This is a genomic window from Pontibacter virosus (assembly GCF_003096355.1).
Taxonomy (GTDB): Bacteria; Bacteroidota; Bacteroidia; order Cytophagales; family Hymenobacteraceae; genus Pontibacter; species Pontibacter virosus.
The window spans coordinates 27,878-49,179 of record NZ_QEKI01000013.1 but is presented as its reverse complement, the minus strand read 5'-3'; the positions used below and the strand labels follow the sequence as shown (position 1 = coordinate 49,179).

At 50.0% G+C, this 21,302-nt stretch carries 14 protein-coding genes; 3 read left to right on the top strand and 11 right to left on the bottom strand.

The genetic code is table 11. The annotated features are described in order from the left end of the window. Nucleotides 1-334: 334 nt before the first annotated feature. Nucleotides 335-3,988 (top strand): outer membrane protein assembly factor BamB family protein, encoded by a 3,654-nt coding sequence (locus C8E01_RS16400; protein WP_116544552.1) that lies wholly within the window; start codon nucleotides 335-337, stop codon nucleotides 3,986-3,988. 76 nt (nucleotides 3,989-4,064) lie between these two features. On the opposite strand, the gene C8E01_RS21830 is transcribed toward C8E01_RS16400, so the two are convergent. Beyond that, nucleotides 4,065-4,226, bottom strand: coding sequence for a YbaB/EbfC family nucleoid-associated protein (locus C8E01_RS21830; RefSeq protein WP_133242784.1), 162 nt, complete (start codon nucleotides 4,224-4,226; stop codon nucleotides 4,065-4,067). A gap of 545 nt (nucleotides 4,227-4,771) precedes the next feature. Here C8E01_RS21830 and C8E01_RS16395 point away from each other — a divergent pair. Together C8E01_RS16395 and C8E01_RS16390 are read left to right on the top strand one after the other, a co-directional pair. Then, a complete protein-coding gene (locus C8E01_RS16395; protein WP_116544551.1) occupies nucleotides 4,772-5,236 on the top strand; it encodes an NHL repeat-containing protein in 465 nt (154 codons plus the stop codon). A gap of 36 nt (nucleotides 5,237-5,272) precedes the next feature. Beyond that, a complete protein-coding gene (locus tag C8E01_RS16390; RefSeq protein ID WP_133242783.1) occupies nucleotides 5,273-8,455 on the top strand; it encodes an outer membrane protein assembly factor BamB family protein in 3,183 nt (1,060 codons plus the stop codon). 60 nt (nucleotides 8,456-8,515) lie between these two features. On the opposite strand, the gene C8E01_RS16385 is transcribed toward C8E01_RS16390, so the two are convergent. The 10 genes from C8E01_RS16385 to C8E01_RS16340 form a co-directional block, all read right to left on the bottom strand. Next, nucleotides 8,516-8,890 (bottom strand): nuclear transport factor 2 family protein, encoded by a 375-nt coding sequence (locus C8E01_RS16385; RefSeq protein WP_116544549.1) that lies wholly within the window; start codon nucleotides 8,888-8,890, stop codon nucleotides 8,516-8,518. Between the two features lie 14 nt (nucleotides 8,891-8,904). Further along, nucleotides 8,905-10,854, bottom strand: coding sequence for a T9SS type B sorting domain-containing protein (locus C8E01_RS16380; protein ID WP_116544548.1), 1,950 nt, complete (start codon nucleotides 10,852-10,854; stop codon nucleotides 8,905-8,907). 395 nt (nucleotides 10,855-11,249) lie between these two features. After that, nucleotides 11,250-12,755: a histidine ammonia-lyase gene (gene hutH, locus C8E01_RS16375; RefSeq protein WP_116544547.1), complete on the bottom strand. Its 1,506-nt coding sequence runs from the start codon at nucleotides 12,753-12,755 to the stop codon at nucleotides 11,250-11,252. Between the two features lie 8 nt (nucleotides 12,756-12,763). Then, on the bottom strand, nucleotides 12,764-14,170 hold the full coding sequence (gene hisS / locus C8E01_RS16370; protein WP_116544546.1) for a histidine--tRNA ligase: 1,407 nt from the start codon (nucleotides 14,168-14,170) through the stop codon (nucleotides 12,764-12,766). Nucleotides 14,171-14,226: 56 nt separating this feature from the next. Further along, on the bottom strand, nucleotides 14,227-15,609 hold the full coding sequence (locus C8E01_RS16365) for an undecaprenyl-phosphate glucose phosphotransferase (protein WP_116544545.1): 1,383 nt from the start codon (nucleotides 15,607-15,609) through the stop codon (nucleotides 14,227-14,229). Between the two features lie 185 nt (nucleotides 15,610-15,794). Next, the gene (locus tag C8E01_RS16360; RefSeq protein WP_116544544.1) at nucleotides 15,795-17,108 is read right to left on the bottom strand and encodes an O-antigen ligase family protein; all 1,314 of its coding nucleotides are present in this window, start codon (nucleotides 17,106-17,108) and stop codon (nucleotides 15,795-15,797) included. Beyond that, nucleotides 17,105-17,905, bottom strand: a complete 801-nt coding sequence (locus C8E01_RS16355) for a glycosyltransferase (RefSeq protein ID WP_116544543.1) — start codon at nucleotides 17,903-17,905, stop codon at nucleotides 17,105-17,107. Before C8E01_RS16355 ends, C8E01_RS16360 begins: the two co-directional genes overlap by 4 nt. Then, nucleotides 17,898-19,082, bottom strand: coding sequence for an O-antigen ligase family protein (locus C8E01_RS16350; RefSeq protein WP_116544542.1), 1,185 nt, complete (start codon nucleotides 19,080-19,082; stop codon nucleotides 17,898-17,900). The genes C8E01_RS16355 and C8E01_RS16350 overlap by 8 nt, the downstream gene beginning before the upstream one ends. Nucleotides 19,083-19,169: 87 nt before the next feature. Beyond that, nucleotides 19,170-20,015, bottom strand: a complete 846-nt coding sequence (locus C8E01_RS16345; RefSeq protein ID WP_116544541.1) for a glycosyltransferase family 2 protein — start codon at nucleotides 20,013-20,015, stop codon at nucleotides 19,170-19,172. A 31-nt stretch (nucleotides 20,016-20,046) separates the two neighbouring features. Continuing rightward, a complete protein-coding gene (locus C8E01_RS16340) occupies nucleotides 20,047-21,156 on the bottom strand; it encodes a glycosyltransferase (RefSeq protein ID WP_116544540.1) in 1,110 nt (369 codons plus the stop codon). Between the last annotated feature and the right edge of the window lie 146 nt (nucleotides 21,157-21,302).

Below are 21,302 nucleotides of genomic sequence, written 5' to 3'. Positions count from 1 at the left end.
AGGGAGGGTGTATACAAATATACAAGCATATATCTGAATCGGGAAATAATGGTGCTGGAAGGTCGGTCAGTTAGCTTTCCTCCTCATGCAAAGCAGGTTGTGTCAACTACTATGAGGTATGGCAAACGTTCAAATTATTCTTATCCGGTTACTATGTTTTGTGCGTATAACTATACGTATAAATTATTTTTTCAGCTTTCATTTATTTTGCCTGATGATGAATGATTGCGTTCTGATCGTCTGTGCTTCCTCTTCGCTTCTCCTGGCTCTGGAGCTGCTCTGCTCTGGCTTTTATTTAACTCCTGTATGATAAATTAAATTTTACCCAATTGCCATGTTAGTTTTTTTACACTCGCCCAGACGGGGCTTTGGATTTTTGTTTGTTCTTGTTTTAGTTCTGCACACCCTTAGTCTGTCTGCTTCGGCGCAGCAGGTAACAGAAGAATGGGAGAGGCGCTACGGCAGTGCTTTCCCCACATTTGAGTCAAGTGCTTTCAGCGCCGTCGATGCAGCCGGCAACACTTATATCGCCGGCAATAGCAGAAGCACTACCCTGGGTTCTCCTACCAATTTCGATGCCTTTGTGGCGGCTAAGTTCAGCCCCGCTGGCGAAGTGCTCTGGCAGCAGCATTTTCCTTTATTTCAATATCCGCATGCCTTGGTGGATGTCGCACTAGATGAAACGGGCTTTTACGTGGTTGCCTCCACGGTTGACATGGGCTCCAGAACAACTGTGTATGTGGTGAAATACACGTTAACCGATGGGCAAATGGTATGGCAGCAGGGCGAATCACCTAGCGCCACGATGACAGGTATAGAACTGCTGGCAGATAACAGGGGAGGACTGGTAATGGTTGGCTCCGTCAGTTTAAATGCTACAGACGATTACTCTCTTTTGTTTAAATACGATTCCTCTAGCGGAGATAGGTTATGGCGGCAAACGCTGTCCAGGAGCGACATGCCTCCCGCTTACGAGCATCTGGCAGGTATAGCGCTGGACAGCCAGGGCGACATCTACCTGACAGGCAGTTCAGGTATAGCGGACAAGGCCAGCCAAATGCTGACGACAAAGCGCAGCGGGGCAGACGGCTCTTTGGTCTGGTTCCAGCAATACGACACGCCCCTGCAGGACCGCGCCATGCAACTTGCCGTGGACGAAACAGGGGGCGTTTATACCTGGGGAATCCACTATACGACAGATCCTGACAGTCCCACAGGAAGTTCCTTGATTAAGTACGACGCGGCTACAGGCAGGCAGGTATGGCTCAAACGGTTGGAGGGAAACGCTCTGCCTGAGCAGCTGATAGCGGACGAGGCTGGCGGGCTATACCTGACAAGCACCTTGCAAGGGCAGCCCCATTTGGCGCGGCACAGCGCTTCTACTGGTTCGTTAACCTGGGCAACCACGTCAGCAGGTACAGCTGCCGGCGTAGTAGCAGACGAAGCCGGAAATCTATACCTGGGCAGCAGGCAAAACGGAACGGGGTATGTGGTGCGCAGGTATGGAGCAAGCAGCGGAAACGTCGCCTGGGAGTATACTTCTCCTGCAGACAGCATAAATTTACTGCAGACAATGGCCCTCTCCGAAGCAGGCACCCTGCACTTGGGCGGAACATCTGGGACTGGTAATACGCACCTTTTTGTCACCAGCCTCCAGGCAGCTACGGGTACGCTTGTTTTCAATGTTACTTTCATCCACACCTTGCCAGGTATAGACGAGCCAGCCAATATGGTGACGGATGATGAAGGCAATGTCTACATTACGGCTACCAGCGGAAACCCTGATCCTTCACGCCAGTATCAACATGCTTTTCTGCTCAAGTACTCACCTGATGGGGAGCTGCTTTGGAACAGGCAGTTCTATAACAGCGATATCCGGCAGACGAAACACTTGGCAGTAGACGCTACAGGCATGGTGTATATCATGGTGCAAGCACTACGCGGTAGCGCGCAGCGTGATATTGTGCTGCATAAAGTGAACGGTGCCACAGGGGAGGTATTGTGGGAAGCGATCCATGGACCAACAGAAGCCAATGTAGGCAGGGAAATAAAGCTTGACCAGCAGGGGAGTATCTACATCATGGGAGCAGTCAGTCCTCAGTTTAACCTTCCCCAAGAGGATTTCCTCATCAAAGTTGACACTGAAACAGGACAGAGTTTTTGGACGAAACGTTACGGTCTACTAGAAACAGAGAGTGACCTGAATGAATTGGCTGCCTTTGCCCTAGATGAAGCAGGTGATGTATATGTTACCGGCACCGCCCGCGCTCCCGCTGTAGTAAACAATCTGGCTCTGGTAAAGTATGCGGGCAGCGACGGTAATACGCTATGGAGCGAAATTTACAACAGCAGCAACCGTCAGACTGAACATCAGGTAACGGATATAGCCATTGACAGCACAGGAGGCGTATACCTGGCTGCCCACGACATTCTGGAAACGGGTGAGCATGTGGCCTACCTTCTAAAGTTTGAAGCAGCTAGCGGAGCATTCGTGTGGCGTCAGCCTACTATTGACGAGGTTACCAATTCAGGTAGCTTGTCGAATCTGATGCTTGACAATGCTGGCGGGGCCTATGTGACGAGTTTTAATATCAGGTTAATCAAGTTGAGCACAGAGGAGCCCGTGGTTGTATGGACATCTCCCTTCGAAGGAGCTATTTCAGCTGTTGAGCTTGACCAGACGGGAGGCATTTATGTAGCCTACAGGGCTTCGGATGGTACACAGGTCGTGAAATACCAGACCTCAGATGGAACCAAGGTATGGGAGGTGTTCAAGGAAGGACAGTCGAACCAGGAGCAGAGACTTTTGGCTTTGGACAAAGACAGAAATGTATATGTGGTGAATACCGTCCACTCACCTGACACTAACTTTGACCTCCTGACAGTCAAATACAGTCAAACTGTAGAAGAACCGAACTGTGCTATACCTGTGAACGTGCAGCTATACCTGGCGCCCTATGCCATACGGGCGGGCTGGGAAGCACGCACCACCGCTGACTTTTCGCCATACATCCTGACCGAAGACACCGGCCTGGGCTGGACCTGGGGCGATGGCTCAGAGCCAACTATGTCCTATACCGCTTTCGGCACCTCGCGCATCACGGGCAAGCATACCTATACCCAGGCGGGCATCTACCAGGTGGGGCTCGACTTCTCGGAGAGCTGTCTGGAGGCGACCAACAGCGACTATAACCAGTGGCACGTTATCTATGACCCCGAAGCAGGCCATGTAGAGGGTTCTGGCAGTATCGTCTTAGCCAATTTCGGTGTGGGTGGTAATGGCCAAAGGCTCGAAGCTGCGTTCTCTTTCTCTGTTCGCTATCAGAACAAGCACGCCACCAGGCCGCAGGGCACACTGCAGCTGACCGTGAACAAGCAAAAGTTCTCCCAGAGCGGAGCGCTCGACTGGTTGGTGATCACCGGAGACCAAGCCATCTGGAAGGGGACGGCACAGCTGCAGGGCGTAGGGCGATTCGGTTATATTGTGTCGGTGCGCGACGCGGGTGGCAAAGGCAGGAACGACCCCAACGACCAGCTCCGCATCCGTATCTGGGACTTGAGCCGCGGCAACGCGATCGTATTCGACAATTTTGAGGCAGGAGGCGACATCTACGACCTGTCAACAGAAACCGGACCCCGCATCGGGTGGGGAAATATCGTGATCAATGGCCGAAAAGACAACCGCAACCTACAGGCTACTAATGGACGTGGTGTGCAAGGTATGACGTCGACAGAACTGTTAGCTTATCCAAACCCAGCCAAGGCGATCACTACTGTTCGTTTCACTTCGGATACGGACAATCCGTACGAACTGCAGTTATTTGACATGAAAGGGGCGAGGGTACAACAGGTTCGACAAGGCCACGCAAAAGCAGGTGAAGTGACAGAAGTGCAGCTGAATGTTTCCGAGCTGCTAGCTGGCATGTACCTGGCTCGGATCTCGAGCGGAGGGAAAGTGTTGTCCGTGAAAATAGTGGTGGAAAAGTAAAAAGAAGTGTCGTACCGGCCGCGTTAGCGCAAAAGCGTGACGGTGCCGGTACGGCGCTTTGTTTCTCCGCTCTGGATTAATAGGTCGTTCCCCATGTCACGGTCGTTAGTGCCCGTAAAGGAATCATCGATCCGATCTTGATGAGTTTGCGCTGTCCTTTTACGGTGGATTTCACAAGACCCGCGCCCGATTCAGCAGTAATAGTAATGTGCTGCAGGTTGTCCCGCGCTTTTTTCATTTAGCCCTGGACTTATCTCAACATGCACCTTCCTATCAGCATAGCCTATCTTCTTTTTGGATTGTTCACGACAAGAATATTTAATAAGCCTCCCGGCTTGTAAAAATATACAGGCATCATGTCAGAGTGGCGACATGACTTATCTGCCTTTCGTCAACCTGAAAAATTTAACTGTAATCCACCTCCTCAGATACATTTAAAGCCTGACCGGGTATGTCAGAATAGTTCTGGCCAGGAATACGAAAACGTTCACCCGGAAGAATTATGCATTCACCCGTATTTTGGTGTAACCTATTTCAATGCGTTTTAGTACTGTTTATAAACGTTTTAATACCCGGCCTGGTGGTTTGACAACGGCAGCCGCAGCATTGTGCTGATGGACTTAGATGCTTCCGTTTCGTTTACCATAGGCTATGCCACCCCTGTACCTACCCTAAGGCTCGGTAGCACTGACTACGCGGTCCTATCTTCCACCCTTCTTTATTAAAATAATTACACTACAGTTACGCTTTTTGCCTTTGAAAACACTTTAACTCTACAAAACTATGATCAAACATTTATTCCTCATTAGGGAGGCACTCAGCATGCGCCTCTGTCTTATCGTATTGCCTCTTTTTTTCTTAACATCTACGGCTTGGGCGCAAGGCCTGAAAGAAGAATGGCTAAGGGACTTTGACACACCCCCAAGCGGCTCGGGCGTGATGATAACTTCAGCCACTGACTCTGAAGGCAACATCTATATGGCCGGTTTCAGTGAAGTGGGGGAGTTGGCAAGCAAACGGATTGTTATGGTAAAGTATAGTCCCACCGGACAGTTATTGTGGGCTTTTAGAAACAAGGAAGCTTATAACCGACAAATCTATCATGAGGAAACCCGGGATATTACCATCGATCATGCCGGCAACGTGTATGTAACGGGGCTGATAAGCTGGCGGGAACGGAACGCCTCGGAGGATAGCCGGGAGGCGACCATAATCAAGTTGAATGCAGCTGACGGAAGCCAGGTATAGGCCGTCGAGTATGGCAAAGATGAAAGCCTGGCTGATGTGGCCGGCATAGCAGTAGACAAGTCCGGGGGAGTATACATGGCGGCAACAGTTAATGCAGACTACAGGCTCGCTAAATTCAATGCGGCAACCGGAGCCTTGCAGTGGCAGCAGCAGTTTGGTGGAAGCGCCGGCCTGGCTGACGGTATCGCCGATATAAAAGTGGATAACAGAGGCGGAGTATACGTGACCGGTAGCACCCTGGAGAAATACAAACCCTTCCCGGATTCAGATGTAACTGTTAATGCTAACGCCATTACGACGATTAAATACAATACCCAGGATGGATCACAGGCCTGGGTAGCCGGACGCATAGTTGGTGGGGAGCCTCGACAAGTGGGACGCCGCCTGGAGTTGGATGAGACTGGCGTTTATGTTGTTGGGAACAGCGACGACATGATCTTCCTAAAGTATGACCCGAACACCGGCCAGCAGCATTGGGTTACGACGTATCGTGGTGGTACGAGGATGAGTGAAGGGCGTGATATAGCCTTGGACGGTGCCGGAGGTGTCTACGTGACAGGCATCAGCGAAGACGGCATGTCAATTATTTCGACGCTGAAGCTCAACGCATTGAGTGGTGAGATCATCTGGTCTGACAGGTATAGCAGTAGCGGTGCTGATTACAATCAGGCAGGTTCTATAGCAGTAGACGGACAGGGAGGTGTTTTTATAGCCGGCACCAGCTATTTCCAGGGGGATAAGTATAACTATATCGTCGTTCATTACGATGGAGCATCAGGTACTCGCGTTTGGGAAAAGCGACTCAGGGACATGCAACCGTATCTGAAGTCAATGGTGCTGACTAGTAATGACGGGGGCTTATACCTGACTGGTAGTGTTTATAATGAGGTCGGCGACCAAAGCCGCAACATGATTGTCACCCGGATGAACGCCTCGACCGGGGACGATGCATGGAGTCAGCGATACGGTTGGAATGGACCAGTTTCGTACACAGGGACGGACGTAGTGGTAGACGAGGCTGGAAATACATACGTAACTGGAATTATCTCCATTGAATTTGGAGAGAAGTATGTGTATGCCGCTAAATATGCTGCTTCGGGAGAAATGCTTTGGAGCACGCATTATAAAGACAAACGGGAAGCTTACAGCAAAAACTTTATCTCTTTGGATAAGGAGGGAGACGTGTACGTGGCAACTTCCAAAGGGCTGCTACTGAAGTTGCAGGCTACAAATGGTGCACTGGTGTGGCAGTCACAAGTCCGTGAAGACTCTGAGTTGCAAGTTGATATAAATGCATTGGTACTCGATGACTCCGGAAATATTTATGTGGCAGGCGCTGAGCATAAACCAAGGGTGAGCTTTGAAATGATCAGCTCCTTCCTCACTATAAAATTTGATGCGGCTTCAGGGAGCAGGCTCTGGGAGAAAAGGTATGGCGGAAATTCCGGGTATGATCATGTAAAAGACCTTGTCCTCGACGGAAATGGCAACCTGTATGTTACCGGCTCGGTTTTCGGCAGTGACAGGACGGTTCAAATGGCTACCATAAAGTATAACAGTGCCAACGGCGAAGAACGCTGGATTGCCATACACCATGAAGGTTATCCTGCAGCTATAGCTGCGGATGGTACCGGTGGAATTTATGTGACAGGAACAAAATCGATTGTCAACAATTTCGCGACCATCAAATACAATGCGGAGGATGGCAAAGAGGCATGGGTCTCATACTTCGGTACAGATGGCAGGCGCGATGTGCCGGAAGCGATAGCTGTTGACAATGCGGGAGGTGTGTACGTGGCTGGTATTAACCAAAGTGATGTAAACGGCATGCAGATTTCCGTACTCAAGTACAATTCGACCGACGGATCAGAGATATGGGCGCATCGGCATGAAGAATGGATCCAGAGTGAAAGCGGGACCAGACTCATGCTGGACAACAAGGGAAGTGTTTACCTGGCAGGCAATATAAGAAGAACCTTTGTACTAGCCAGTCATAACACTGAAGATGGAGAGGTAATTTGGACGAAAGAGTCGGATAATTTGCTGGGTCTGGGATCTGATTTCATGATGGATTTTACCTTGGACGCGAAGAATAACCTATACCTGACAGGCCTTAACTATCAGAACGCCACGACTAGGAAAGCCTTTACCATCAAATACAGCCAGGATGCGCCATGTGCCCCTGCAGTTCAGCAAGCAATAGCCGGGCCGGATAAGGTTAGGGCCGGTGCAAAAGACGTCGCCTATACCTTGGAAGGCACAAAGGCCACTTCCTATACCTGGTCTGTGGATGGACCGGGACCTGTCAGACTCAGTGGACAAAACACTGCACAAATCACAACAAATTGGCCGGCTTCTGCGGGTTTTTACGAAGTGAACGCCAGTTACGGCAACAACTGCGGCACGCATTCGGCCACGCATAAAGTAGCAGTGTACAACCCCGACGACCGCATTGTGGCAGCTGCTGGTTGGCTCCACTCTCCTCAAAACACCCAGATGGATTTTATGCAGCAGGAAGGAAGGGGCTATTTTGGCGTGGCCGTGCAATACCGCAACAAAACCGAACAGGTGCAGGGACAGGTGGCTTTCCAACTGAAGGAGAACGACCTGAATTTCAAGAGCACTTCCTTTGAGGCCGAGCGTCTGATTGTTTTTGGACAAGAGGCCAATTTTAAAGGGAAAGGGACGATCAACGGCAAAAGCGGCTATGGATTTCTGGTGGCCATCGTGAACCACGCCCTGAATGTAAAGAACCCGAACGACCGTTTGAGGCTGATGATCTGGGAAGAAGAAAGCGGCCGGATCGTATACGATAACCAGGCTGGTGATGCGGAGGAGGCCACGGCCACCAACCGCATAGGGATGGGCGCGATGGTACTTTACGATCCGAAAAACCCGGATTTACTGGCAAAGGCAGAGCTGGAGGCGCTCGGTATACAATTGCCTGGAGCAGAAGTAGCTGCTAAGCTGATGGCCTATCCGAACGCTTTTTCCGACAGAACCACCATCTCCTTTGCGCTGGAAAAAGACGAGGCCTATACCCTGGAGGTATACGATATGAACGGCCGGCTTGTCCGGAAAGTAGGAGAGGGTACCGCCAAAGCAAACCAATTGTATGAGTATGAGCTGGAGGGGCAAACCATGTCAGATGGCATGTACATCGCTCGCCTGGTTACCGACTCAGGTACGCAGAGTATAAAGCTGTTACTAAGAAGATAAAGTTTAGTTTCGTGTTGAGAAAAAGGGGAGCCGGCATGCTGGCTCCCCTTTTTTGTGCCTTCAGCTGTGGTCTTCGATGGAAATTATCTTGTCATACTGAAAGCCGAAAATCGTTTTTCCCTTTAGAGTGAGGGTGTCGCCAGCTTTCATGTCTTTGGAGAAGTCTATGGCTAGCACTGCCCGGTATGCTATCGTGACTTCCGCTGTGTTTTCCTGCTCCTGATACTGAAGGATCACTTGTTCCCGCTCTTTAAACAGCTTTGCAGCTTGCTCGGCCTGTTCCCGAAAGGCCTCTATACCTTGCAGCGACAGGTTGACTTCGCCATTAGAAATGTTGCTGAATACTACCTCATCGTGCAGGTACTGCAGCATACCCGGCACATCAAAGCTGTTAAAGGCCCTTATGTAGTTTTCGATGATTTCTTTTTTTGTCACATGCTGTGTACGGGTCAGCGCAAAAGCGTGACGGTGCCGGTACGGCGCTTTGTTTCTCCGCTCTGGCTCACGATGTTGATTTCATAGGCATAAGCACCGGCTGGCTGTGGTTTGCCCTGGTAGGTGCCGTCCCAGCTGGTGTTGCGATCGTCAGCCGAAAACACGACTTGCCCCATGTTGTTGTATACCTTAATGCTGAAGGATCCTATAAAGCGACCTTTTACCTCGAGCACATCGTTGAGTCCGTCGCCGTTTGGGGTGAATGCATTGGGTATATGGACCTGCAAAGGCTGTTGGATGACAACCGTATTGGAGAAAGAAGTAGCACTGCCATTGCCGGAAGTCACCCGTATGCGGTAGCGGAGTTCCTGCAGTTCATCACTCGGGTTACGCTCCAGATAGGTGTTTCCCGTGACGGGTATACTGCTGACAACGCGGCCCTCAGTGTCCAGCAGTTCTAAGGTATAGCGACCCACTCCATCCGGGAAACCCACATAGCCCGTCCAGCCGAACGTAATGGCCGGGGAGTTTTCCTGGGGGACGGCGATCAGGTATACGGGGCAAGTAGTGTTGCTGTAAGCAGCACTGCGTTCACAAGGATTGGTATAACTGGCCCGGTAGCATGCCGGATTAAGGGGTTGTAAAAGGTCGGTATAATTTGTCTGTTCACTGTTGATCAGGTCAGCAAAAGGCACCCCGTCGATACTGCGCTGATAGCGAACCTGCTGGGCTGTCTGGCCTTGTGGCAGGGTCAGGTTGAGCTGTACCTGGTTGTTTTCATCATACGTGCTGTACAGGTACCCGGCTGCTGGTGTGGTAGTGGACGTGGCCTCGATGCAACGGGAAGCGGAGATGGAGCGGCTTTGCCCGTTATGGAGGATACTGCTTACCTGGTAGCAGTAGCTTTGTCCGCAGTTCAGGTTAGGGTCTGTGTAGGTGGTCGTGCTGCCGTTTAGCTCCACTAGCTGGTTACCATCGCGGTATACCTGATGGGTTTGTACATTATCTCCTATACTTCTCCAGTTGAGGTTTGCCAGTTCGTTGCCTGTCTGCACATCCAGTACCAGACTGCTGACCGGGGCTGACAAAATCGCCAGCTGATTGCCACAGTTATCGGCAGTGCGGATACGGAACTGGATAGGTTGCCGGGTATCTACCTTGCCGATTCTGAAGTCCACCCACCTGTTTTGTGTAGCTGGTGCACTTGTAAAGATCGTTTCGAAATTGCCGGTTGCCGTAGTGCGTTGTTCCAGCACGTAGCGGTATCCCGGTTGCAGATTCTCCAGCGTGAACAGGACCTCACCATCTGTTGCTTGGCGCAATACTTCCAACTGTGTGATCGCCGGTGTGGGAGGAGTTGGCAAAAGTGTGACGGTATTCGTACTGCTTGTCTCGCAGGAACTTCCCGTGTACTTGCCGCGCACAGTGATAGTGTAGTTAGAAGCGGTGCCCTGGTAGGTATAGCGCGGCTGTTCGCCATCCTTCACCTCGCGGACTACCGTGTTATCACCATAATCAATGTCGTACAAATCGTATCCAATGTCGGCGATGGTTACCTGAACCGATCTGCTGGCGCAGGCTTGTACCGTAAAACTGGGAGTTGGAGTGGCAACCACTTCAAACTCCATGGGCTCTATGGTAGTGCTTTTGCCACCTCCCCGGTTGATAATTTGCGTGATGATGTACTTGCCCGGCTCTGTGTAGGTATACTGAAAACGCCCGTCAGCACCACGATTTACCAATTCGCTCTGCTCAAAGTATTGAGGGTCAAATGCATCAGGCCCGGGATCATAAAAGGTCGTGTACTGCGTATTCTGATCAGCACTACAATCCTCAAAAAAAACGGGTATACCTGCGCAGATCACCTTCACTTCCTGTTCGTTCTGTATTGCACGAAAACAGCCTTCCTGCCCAAAAACAGGTATAGCAGTAAAAAGGAGCAATATGAACAGCAGCAGTCTCAAAAGATAAGTATAGGGTGTGCTACGAATATAGGCATGTAGGGAATAGGAGAAAAGCTTGTGTCTAAATTTCAGGTATAGGAGAGGGGCAATTCGTTTTACTTTTTTGTCATCCTGAAAGGATCTTGGTAATGTAGGCCTCTACCTCCGCAAGTAGAATAGGCTCATCCCTAAGATGGCGGGCGCCTCTATTTCAGCTAAGTGTCCTTATTGAATGAAACATGTACGTCCCTATATATAGCTAATGCGGGCCTTTAATTCCGTCCAGGTTGCAGGTATAGGAGAGTTGAAGATTGACATACCTAAATGCAAGGCGAAAATCAGTGCAGACAGGTATAAAAAGAAATCCGCAGCAGCTTCCTGAGCTATTGCGGATTTCCAGCGTTCTGAAGTATAGTCTATGCTACTACAACAGGCAGCCGACAGTTTCTGAGGAAAGCCACGCTGCGCTCCATGTCCGGATGCATCACGCGGTCTGTGCTCACAAAAGGGATCTGCTCCCGGAAATCTGCAAATAGTTGTTCCAGTAGCGGGGCAGTGTGTAGCGGACGTCTGAATTCCATCGCCTGCGCAGCGTTTATCAATTCAATGGCCAGCACACGCTCCACGTTCTGCACCACCTTGTACAGCTTGGTGGCCGCATTCGAGCCCATGCTCACATGGTCTTCCTGTCCGTTTGAGGATGGGATGGTATCGATAGAGGCAGGCGTGCAAAGCTGTTTGGTCTGGCTCACGATAGAGGCGGCGGTATACTGTGTGATCATGAAGCCGGAGTTCAGGCCTGGTTCAGCCACCAGAAAATCCGGCAAACCGCGGCTGCCGGAGATCAGTTGATACGTGCGGCGCTCCGATATACTTCCCAATTCTGCCAAAGCAATCGCCAGAAAATCCAGCGCCAGCGCCAGCGGTTGTCCGTGGAAGTTGCCGCCTGAAATGATCTCGTCCTCGTCTGGGAAAATGTTCGGGTTGTCAGTCACGGAGTTGATCTCGGTCAGAATCACTCCTTCGGCATAGCGGATGGCGTCTTTGGAGGCGCCGTGTACCTGCGGAATACAGCGGAAGGAGTAAGGGTCCTGCACATGCTGTTTGAACTGGCTGATCAGTTCGCTTCCCTGTAGCAATTGGCGGAATGTGGCGGCTGTCTCCAGTTGTCCCCGGTGCGGGCGCGCCTGGTGAATCAGGTGATTGAACGGCTCGATGCGACCGTCAAAAGCATCCAGCGACAAAGCACCCACCACGTCGGCCGTGTGCGACAAACGACGCCCTTGTAGCAGACAGTGTACCCCATAGGCGCTCATGAACTGGGTGCCGTTTAGCAAAGCAAGACCTTCTTTGGCCTGCAGCGCAACAGGTTCCCAGCTGAACATCTCCAGCACGTGGCGACTTTCCAGCCGATAGCCCTGGTAATATACCTCTCCCAAACCGATCAGCGGCAGGCAAAGGTGCGCCAGTGGAGCCAGGTCACCACTCGCCCCAAGGGAGCCCTGCTGGTACACGATCGGGTAAATGTCGCGGTTATAAAAATCGATCAGGCGCTTCACCGTCTGCAGCTGCACCCCGCTATTGCCATAAGCCAGCGACTGTATCTTGAGCAGGAGCATCAGTTTCACCACCTCGGCCGGAACTTCGTCCCCCATACCACAGGCATGCGACATCATCAGGTTACGCTGCAACTGTTCGAGGTTATCAGGCGAAATCTGTTTTTTGTAGAGCGATCCGAAGCCGGTGTTGATGCCGTAGATGCTCTTGTCGGTGCTGGCTATTTTGCGGTGCAGGTAGTTGTAGCAGTGCAGAATGAGCTCCTCCGCCTCCTGCGACAGGGCCAGGCTATACCTGCGGCTGATGATTTCCTCGATGCGCTCCAGACTCAGGTGCTGGCTGGAGATATGATGAACGTCGCTCATGATGTGATTTAGTTTGCTTCAGATTTCAGTTGGGCGATGATGTCGTCGATGTACAATTCGTCCTGCTCACCCGTCTGCATGTCGCGCAGCTTCAGCTTGCCGGAGGCCATTTCTTCGGAACCTACCAACAGCACAAATGGGATCTTTTTCTGGTCTGCATAGCTCATCTGCTTTTTCAGCTTGGCATTTTCAGGGTACAGCTCAGAGGCTATACCTGCGTTGCGCAGCTTCTGCAACAGGGGCAGGGCATACCGCTCCGATTCCTTGTCGAACTGCACGATCAGCACTTTGGTACCTACCTCGCTACTGGCCGGGAAAAGCTGCTGTTCCTCCAGCACATCGTAGATGCGGTCCACGCCAAAAGAGAAGCCCACACCCGATACGCCCGGCATACCGAACATGCCCGTCAGGTTGTCATAACGGCCACCGCCGCTGATGCTTCCCATGTTCGCATTGTTCACTTTCACCTCAAAGATGCAGCCGGTGTAGTAGGAGAGACCTCGCGCCAGTGTCACATCCAGCTGCAAACGCGGCTGTCCGGATGGGTTCTGCGTCACAAGAGCATCGCTGCCCAGGTTGTCCAGGTACTCCCATACCTCCCGCAGGTCTTTCAGTCCCCGCTGGCCTTCTTCGGTGTTGCCAAGCAGTGCCTGTAGTTGATCCAGTATTTCCTGGTTGGATCCTTTCAGATCATAAAGCGGTTCCAATTTGTCTACAGCGCCTTCAGCTATACCTCGCTCCAAAAGTTCTTTGCGCACGCCTTCCGCCCCGATCTTGTCAAGCTTGTCGATGGCCACACAGATGTCACCCTCACGGCCTTTCTCTCCTATGGCCTCTGCTATACCTGCCAGCACACCCCGGTGGTTGATCTTGATTGTGAAATCCGTCATACCCAGCGTACTCAGCACCTCGTCGATCATCTGCACGATCTCGGCTTCGCACAGCAGGGAGTTGGTTCCCACCACGTCGGCATCGCACTGGTAAAACTCGCGGTAGCGGCCGCGTTGCGGACGGTCGGCGCGCCAAACCGGCTGTATCTGGTAACGTTTGAACGGAAAGCTGATCTCGTTGCGGTTCATCACCACAAAGCGGGCGAAGGGCACCGTCAGGTCGTAGCGGAGCGCTTTCTCAGAGATCTTGCGGGTGATGTGCTTAGAGCCCTGCTCAATGTCAGCGGCTGTGGTTTTGGATAGGAAGTCGCCTGAGTTCAGGACTTTGAAAATCAGTTGGTCACCCTCGTCGCCGTACTTGCCCGTTAGCACCGACAGCTGCTCCATGGCAGGTGTTTCGAGTGGCAGATACCCGAATTTCTCGAAGGTGCGCTTAATGACACTGAATATATAGTTGCGTTTGACCACTACTGCGGGGCCAAAATCGCGGGTTCCTTTCGGTATAGATGGTTTTTCCTTGCTCATGTTTTCAACTTTGCAGGCGAAGTTACTAAAACAGGAGCAATTGCGCGGACTGATTTTTAAAATGCGTTGTCCTCACCGCGCAGCATATTATACACGGTATAGAAGACAATTTTAAGATCGAGGAAGAAAGACCAGTTCTCGAGGTAGAAGATGTCGAGTTTCACTCGGCCACGGATCTGGTAGTCGGAACTAGTGTCGCCCCGGTAGCCCCTTACCTGCGATAGACCCGTAATGCCTGGTTTAATGAAGTGACGGACCATGTATTTCTCGGCCACCATGGCATACTCCTCGTTCACTTTAAGCATATGAGGACGTGGGCCTACTATTGACATCTGACCCATAAACACATTGAAGAACTGTGGCAACTCGTCCAGGCTGGTTTTACGCAGGAAGGCTCCCATGCGGGTAATGCGGGAGTCACCGCGCCGGGCGAGCAGCGAGTTGGCTTCGTTGTTCACATACATGGAACGGAGCTTCCAGCAGCGGAATGTTTTGTAATTAATTCCTGAGCGCTCCTGCCCGAAGAAGATGGGTCCGCGCGAATCGATCTTGATCAGTAGTGCCAGCAGTGGGATGAGCCAGGAAAGAATTAGGATGATCACCAGGGAGGAGAACAGCAAGTCGAAGGCACGTTTGATGACTTTGTTGAAAGTGTCGTCGAGCGGAATGGAACGAAACACCAGCACGGGGAGCATGTCGTGAAAGTCCAGCTTCATGCGGGTATGGTGAAAGCCACCCGGCTCTGGCAAAAACTTCATCCGGATCAGACGATCGTCTGCATCGTTCATCAGGCTAATGATTTGATTGCGTGACAGCTCGAAGGGGGAGCAGTAGATCTCGTCAATATGATGCTCTTCGAGGAACTCCTCTATCTCTGCTATCGACCCGAGCAGGTCTGCCTCGCCTGATTCCTTATCATCAAAAAAGCCCAGGAAATGGTAGCCGTATTCCGGGTGCATTTCAAAAAAGCGACGCAATTCCCTACCAGCCTCTCCCATACCTACAATCACCACAAAACGCTTGTTATAGCCCTTTCTTCTAAAGTGGCGCAGTAGGATGAGCACTACAAAACGGTAAAAGGCGACAAAGCAAGCCAGAAAACCATAGTGTGCGAACAGGAACTGTCGGGACGTAACATGTAAGTCGAACAATTGGATGATGACCTCAAACAACAGCACATAGAGCAGCACGACCTGCAGCGCGTTCAACAAGAGCCTGTTTATGGTTACGGCCCGGTAAATCTTGTAAGTACCCAGTAGGAGAGAGCAGGTATACCAGGCAAAGAGCGCGTAGAGCAAAAGCTGCAGGTAGCTTGAAAAAGCCGACGTATTGGTTTGCTCTCCTGCTACCTGGTGGGCCAGAGTAAAGGATAGTGCGATAGAAGCCGCATCGCCAACCGCATGCAGCGGTCTGATGTATTTATTGTATAAGCCGGACATAAAAAGATCGCTACAAATATATCAAAAGAATAATTTATACTCTATGTATGTTTAGTATGCTTGTAGCTTCTGTTCGTAAAAAAAGTGGTATTACTGAATATGCCTGTTGCCAATCAGGAAGATGCGCTTTACAGGTATTGTAAAATAGGATAATCCTTCACTTGACCCAGCGTATCCTGGTCAAACTAAAGTGTGACGCTAAGAGCTGGCTCCTTTATTGACCTGTTAAATGCAGCGACTTCCAGCAGGATGAACAGGAAATAGCAGATGAATATAACACCTTGTGCGCTTGACAATACAGACTCTGTAATAGAGCAGGCCATGATCAATAGCATGAAACTGCCAAGCAGCCAGCTTTTTCTTTTGATAGCCATGTAAAGGGGTAGCAAGTAGCAGCACAACAACACCGCTAAACCCGGTATACCGATGGCCACACCCGTATCCAGGTACTGGTTGTGGGGGTCGAAACGGCCTTCGGCGGCATACGTAAAGTTTCTGTTCCGATAGGCTTCCACCATTTCATCTTTCACGTCGCCTGTGCCAACACCTAAGGGGTTTTGCCTGATCACATCGATGGCGCACACCCATTTGGCTAGTCGGAGATTAAGTCCGTTCCATTTGGCCTCACTGTCTTCGCCGGAAAAGTGGTAGATGTCTTCTGTATTGGAGAAATCATAGCTTATGTTGCGCAGACTCTTGAAGCGGGAAACCGTCTGGGGAAACACAACAGAAAGCCCCACTATAAACGCTATGAGGCCTGCAACCGCAACCAATGTATACCTGAGTTTCCCATACCTGAATCCAACGCCTACTAGACTTGTGATTAGAATGAGTAAGAGGATTCCGAGGGAAGTTCTGGATGCCAACAGGAACAAGAACAGCAACAGGAACAGAATAAGAGCCATGTGCAGCACTCTCTCAGCCCATCTTATACCTGAAAATCGCTGCCACAGGTAGTGGACGAGTATCAGGATTGAAAAAGATACATAAATGGCATAGTAAACTGCTTGTTTACCCATTATCGACACCAATCCATCGCTGAAGAAATAATTGAAGTCATTCTTCTCCAGCACCACAAAGGTTTGATAGACCAGTGCCACCATGCTGAGTACAGCACAGGTATAGGCAAAAGTGAGCAAGGTTTTATACAGGTAGTCTTGCCTGATGGCAGCGGAGCCTAGCAGCAATGGAAAGACCAGTAGCGATGCTTTGGTCTCCAGACTTTTGACACCAAGCATCAAATCCGCTGTATAAAAGACGCCAGCAAGGTATAGCAAGAACAGCACGATAAACGAAATGGCCACTGTATTAGCCGTCAACTTCTGGTACTTGGCCTTAAAGTCACCATCCAGCAACCATACCAAAGCAAACAACATGATGGTGATGTTTGTGAATGCCTGTTTCGGCAAAAACAGCGACACCGCCACTAAAAGCAAGCAGACGAAATAGCCCCTTTGAAGGAGGGTTGCCTTTTTAGTTGTCGTAAGTAATGTTTTCATTTAAGGAGTATAGCCTTCGCTTTTGCCACAAGGCGGTATGGGAGCGCACGAAGAGCAAAATTTCTGAGCAGGCCCGCTACAAAGTAGGGAGAGGCCGATTTGTTGTCTAACAGTATTCTTATCTTGCTTTTAAGCTGCACATTGCGCTTTGTATGTGAAATGCCACCAGTATTGATTTCGCAGTAAGTCAGAACCTCCGGAATAATATAAGTCTTATACCGTTGGATGAACCTGAAAAAGAACGCATAATCCTCAGCTGCTTTGTAATTCACGGGGTAGGTGCCTATTTCTTTTAAGGCAGCCGCGCGGAACATAACAGAGGGATGTATGAAGCTACACTTCAGATACATGTTTTTGACAATATCCTTGTGTTCGGCAGGAGCTCTGTAGGTATAGACCTTTTTACCTTCTCCGTCCACAAACGCTACCCAGGAACCGATAAGGTATACATCCGGATGGGCGTCCAGGTGCTGCTTCTGCTTGATAAACCGATCAGGGGCACACGTGTCGCCACAGTCAAGCCGTGCGATGTACTGGCAGCGCATCTGCTCCTGGATGTAATTTAGCCCATTGTTAAGTGTTCTCTCTATCCCTTCGTTCACCTGGTTGTAAAGGAAGGTGATGCTTAGCCTATCCTGGAACCTTTGGCGGAGCCGCTGCTCATCAGGCTTCGTATGGCTGCCATCATCCACTACCAGGACATTGATCGGAGTAGGAAACGCTATCGAATTTAATGAGCTCTCTAATCCTGCAGGATTGTTATAGTGGGGAATCAGGATGACGATATCATTACTCATTTCCAGCCAACTTTACTTTATTTGATTCAATTTTCAAGAACAGACCTATAAATAGCCAGATCAACGCATCGGTACCTCTGAATTGAATAAGAGAGGCTATAAAATAAACCATGATGATGATAGCAATGGGGTTACTCAGCCGCGATTTGAGGGCTTTGATACTGATGTTATATACTACGATAAGATATAAGAACAAACCAATGATACCAAACTCGATCAGGAGCTGCATGTACAGGTTGTGCAGGTTGTCTTCCTGGTAATCAATTCTGGAAATCGACTCGATGGCATATATGCCGTTCCCGGCGCCGTAGCCGAGCAGTTTGCTGTCCCAAAGTGCTGTGCCATAGTAGCGCCACATGGCAAACCGCCCACTTAGGCCCTTATCCGAACTACTACCAAACTCGGTGAAGCGCTGCAGTGCGTATACCTTTTCAGCTAAATTGTCCAGATCAATGAAAAGAACAAAGGCCAGGAGGGCTATTAAACCGAGCATAATAATCGCAATCCGCTCCTGTTTAGAGGTAGTTGCCGATATAAACTTGAAACCAGCCACCAGAAAAGTAATTACAACCCCTACTCTGGAGGCATAAATGACGCTAACTGCCAGTGTCACGGCGAACAGTATATAAAAGAGCCGTTTTCTGTTTATGAAAAGTGCCGTATTCAGTCCCATCCAGGTGGCCTCCAGGTTTGTTCCGCCCCCATAAATGGTATAGATGTCCGGGTGCCCGTCAGGGGCTTTCATAAAGCGCTGAATTTCCGGAATATGGAAGAAAAGTTTTCCAACTATAACGATGAAAAGAAGCAGTGCCGCTTTTTGCAGTATACTAAAGACCTGCTCCTGTGTAATGGGACCCGCTACATAGTAACCTATAAAGAATGCATAAAAGGCAAACAGGTGGTTTACTATAAGTCTGTTGAACGGGTATACCAGAAAGAGCAGCAGGGATATAACAATAATACCTACAAAATACTCAAAGATAAAAGGCGGTATTTTAGGTATCCCGTTTTTTGGTTTGAGGAACAGGAGGGGTAAAAAAAAGAGCGAGAAGATATGGTAAAATTTCACCGATGATTCTTCCACTACCATAAAACCTGTCAGGGTGAGTGTCTGCAGGTTCAGGAACAGAAAAAACAGGAATAAAAATAAACTGAAGGTGTTTACCGTGAGTCGCATCTTAGTTAATAGGTTCAGCTCTATGGGCCGCAAACAGGCTCATGCTGCTGACAAAATGTAAAATTAGGAAAATAATGCTCCCAAAAACTAATATTGCTTCTTTATTGGAGAGATACGGGTACGGTAGAAACTATTGATGAAAGATAGGGGCGTATCGCTAAGCGCCTGGGAAATCCTGTACCGCATCATAGTCCAGTAGTAGTAGAGTTGGTGGCTAACCCTGTTGCCCAATACCTCATTTTTTGCCTTGAGCACTTCGCGGTAACAGCCCTCTATGTTGGCAGACACACCACCGAGCCGCATGTTGGTGATAATACGGTCCACGTATAGGAACTTTGCCCCGGCATTGTAGAGGCGCAGCAGCAAGTGGTAGTCCATGGCCAGTTTATAGTCGAGGTCAAAGACGCCAAACTTGTTGTAAAGGCTTTTGCTAACAAATACAGTGGGATGGTTCAGGCTCATTTCAAGTGGTAGGATGTCCACGTTGGGCTTTGCCTGGTGGGCCTTGCTGCCGTCCTGGTTCCAGTACTGCTTGTTGCCGTGCAGCACACTATCCGGCTCGTAGTGGCTGACGATGTTGGCAATTGCCTCCGGCTCATACCAGTCGTCTGCATTGAGCAGACCAACCAGATCCCCTGTGGCCAAGGAAATTCCTTTGTTGAAGGCATCGCTTATACCTTTATCAGGCTCACTTTTCCAGTAGGACAGCTGCTCATCGTATTTCCGGATGATATCCAGCGTGCCGTCGGTAGACCCACCATCTACTATAATGTATTCTATGTTCTTGTAGCTTTGAGAGAGCACGCTTTGGATGGTTTGCTCCAGGTACTTTTCGCCATTGTAGACAATAGTGACAACAGACACCAGAACACCAGTCTGTGATCTGGATTCGGGCTTGTTTAGGCGGTATCCTCCTTCCAACGTATGAGCCATGGTATGATTATTTTGTAAACAGATAAGGACTCTACAGAACTGTCAGCTCGTGTTCTTTGCCGGCCAGTTGGGCATATAGGTGCTGGTATTGCCGGGAGACGATCTGTATGTCGAATTCCCTTTCACTCCATTCACGGGAGTGCTTTTCCATCTGACGCAGCGCCTCCCTGTTTTGCATGAGCCACTGTATCTTGCCGATGGCTTCAGTGGCTGTGAGAAAGCTGAATCCGTTATAACCGTCCTTTACCAGGTCCTTATTTCCCACACAGTCTGACAGCAGGAGGCACTTTCCCAGGCTTAGGGCTTCTAAAACAGAAAAGGGAAGGCCTTCCCACAAGGAGGTGGACAGGTATAGATCAGAAGCGCTGACACTACTTTCCACTTCAGCCTTCGACAGCCAGCCCGTGATGCTGATGTTTGCGGCGTTTAAAATAGCTCTCTGTTCTTTTTCCCCTTCACCAATCCAAACGAACTTCACATCCTGCTGTTGGACAAAAGAAGCGGCTATCTCGTTGAAGAGTGCTGGGTTCTTCTGCTCTGTGACCCTGCCACAGGTGACAATCGTAAACGTCTTTTCTGGTTTAGCTGTCAAGGTAGCAGGTGAAAGGGCAGGCAGCGCAGTGCCGTTATTGATGTAGGTGGTCTTAATGCCTAACTCTTCGTAGCTGTGCGCTTCGGAAGGGGAGCAGCATACCACTTGCCCCGAAAGCTTATTGGCCATCTTCTCCAGCAGGATGTAAAGCGATTTCTTTTTTGGGGAAACATCGGCGCGGGCAAAGGGAGCACCATTCGGGGTATAGATTACCTGCTTTTTACCCAGCAGGAAACAGGCGGCCCTGCCCAGGAAACCCGCTTTGGAAGAATGCAGGTGGATGACGTCAATCCCCTGTATATTTTTTAGAATGTGGATCAACTCCTTCAGGGCCTTGATGTCCTGACCAGGCCTGATCTCCCTTTGCGCATGTTGCCAGTGAATGAAGCTAACCCCCTCCGGGAATTTCGCTTTTACTGCCTCCGCGCTGGCTTCATCGACCCGCTCGCCATGAATAACAATGTGTTCGCAGGAGGTGTACTGTGTCAGCAGATTAATAAAATGCGCTGTGCCGGCTGCAAAACACTCAACTACATGGACTACTTTCATCAAAAACAGAAGGATAAATCAGGATTAAGCAGTACAAATTTACGATAAAACTTTCGACTGCACTGTGAATGGGGCAGATTATGTACCCCAGACGCATTCGCCTCTGCTGTGCAAGTAAGGAATAGCAGAGGCGAATACGTCTTAAG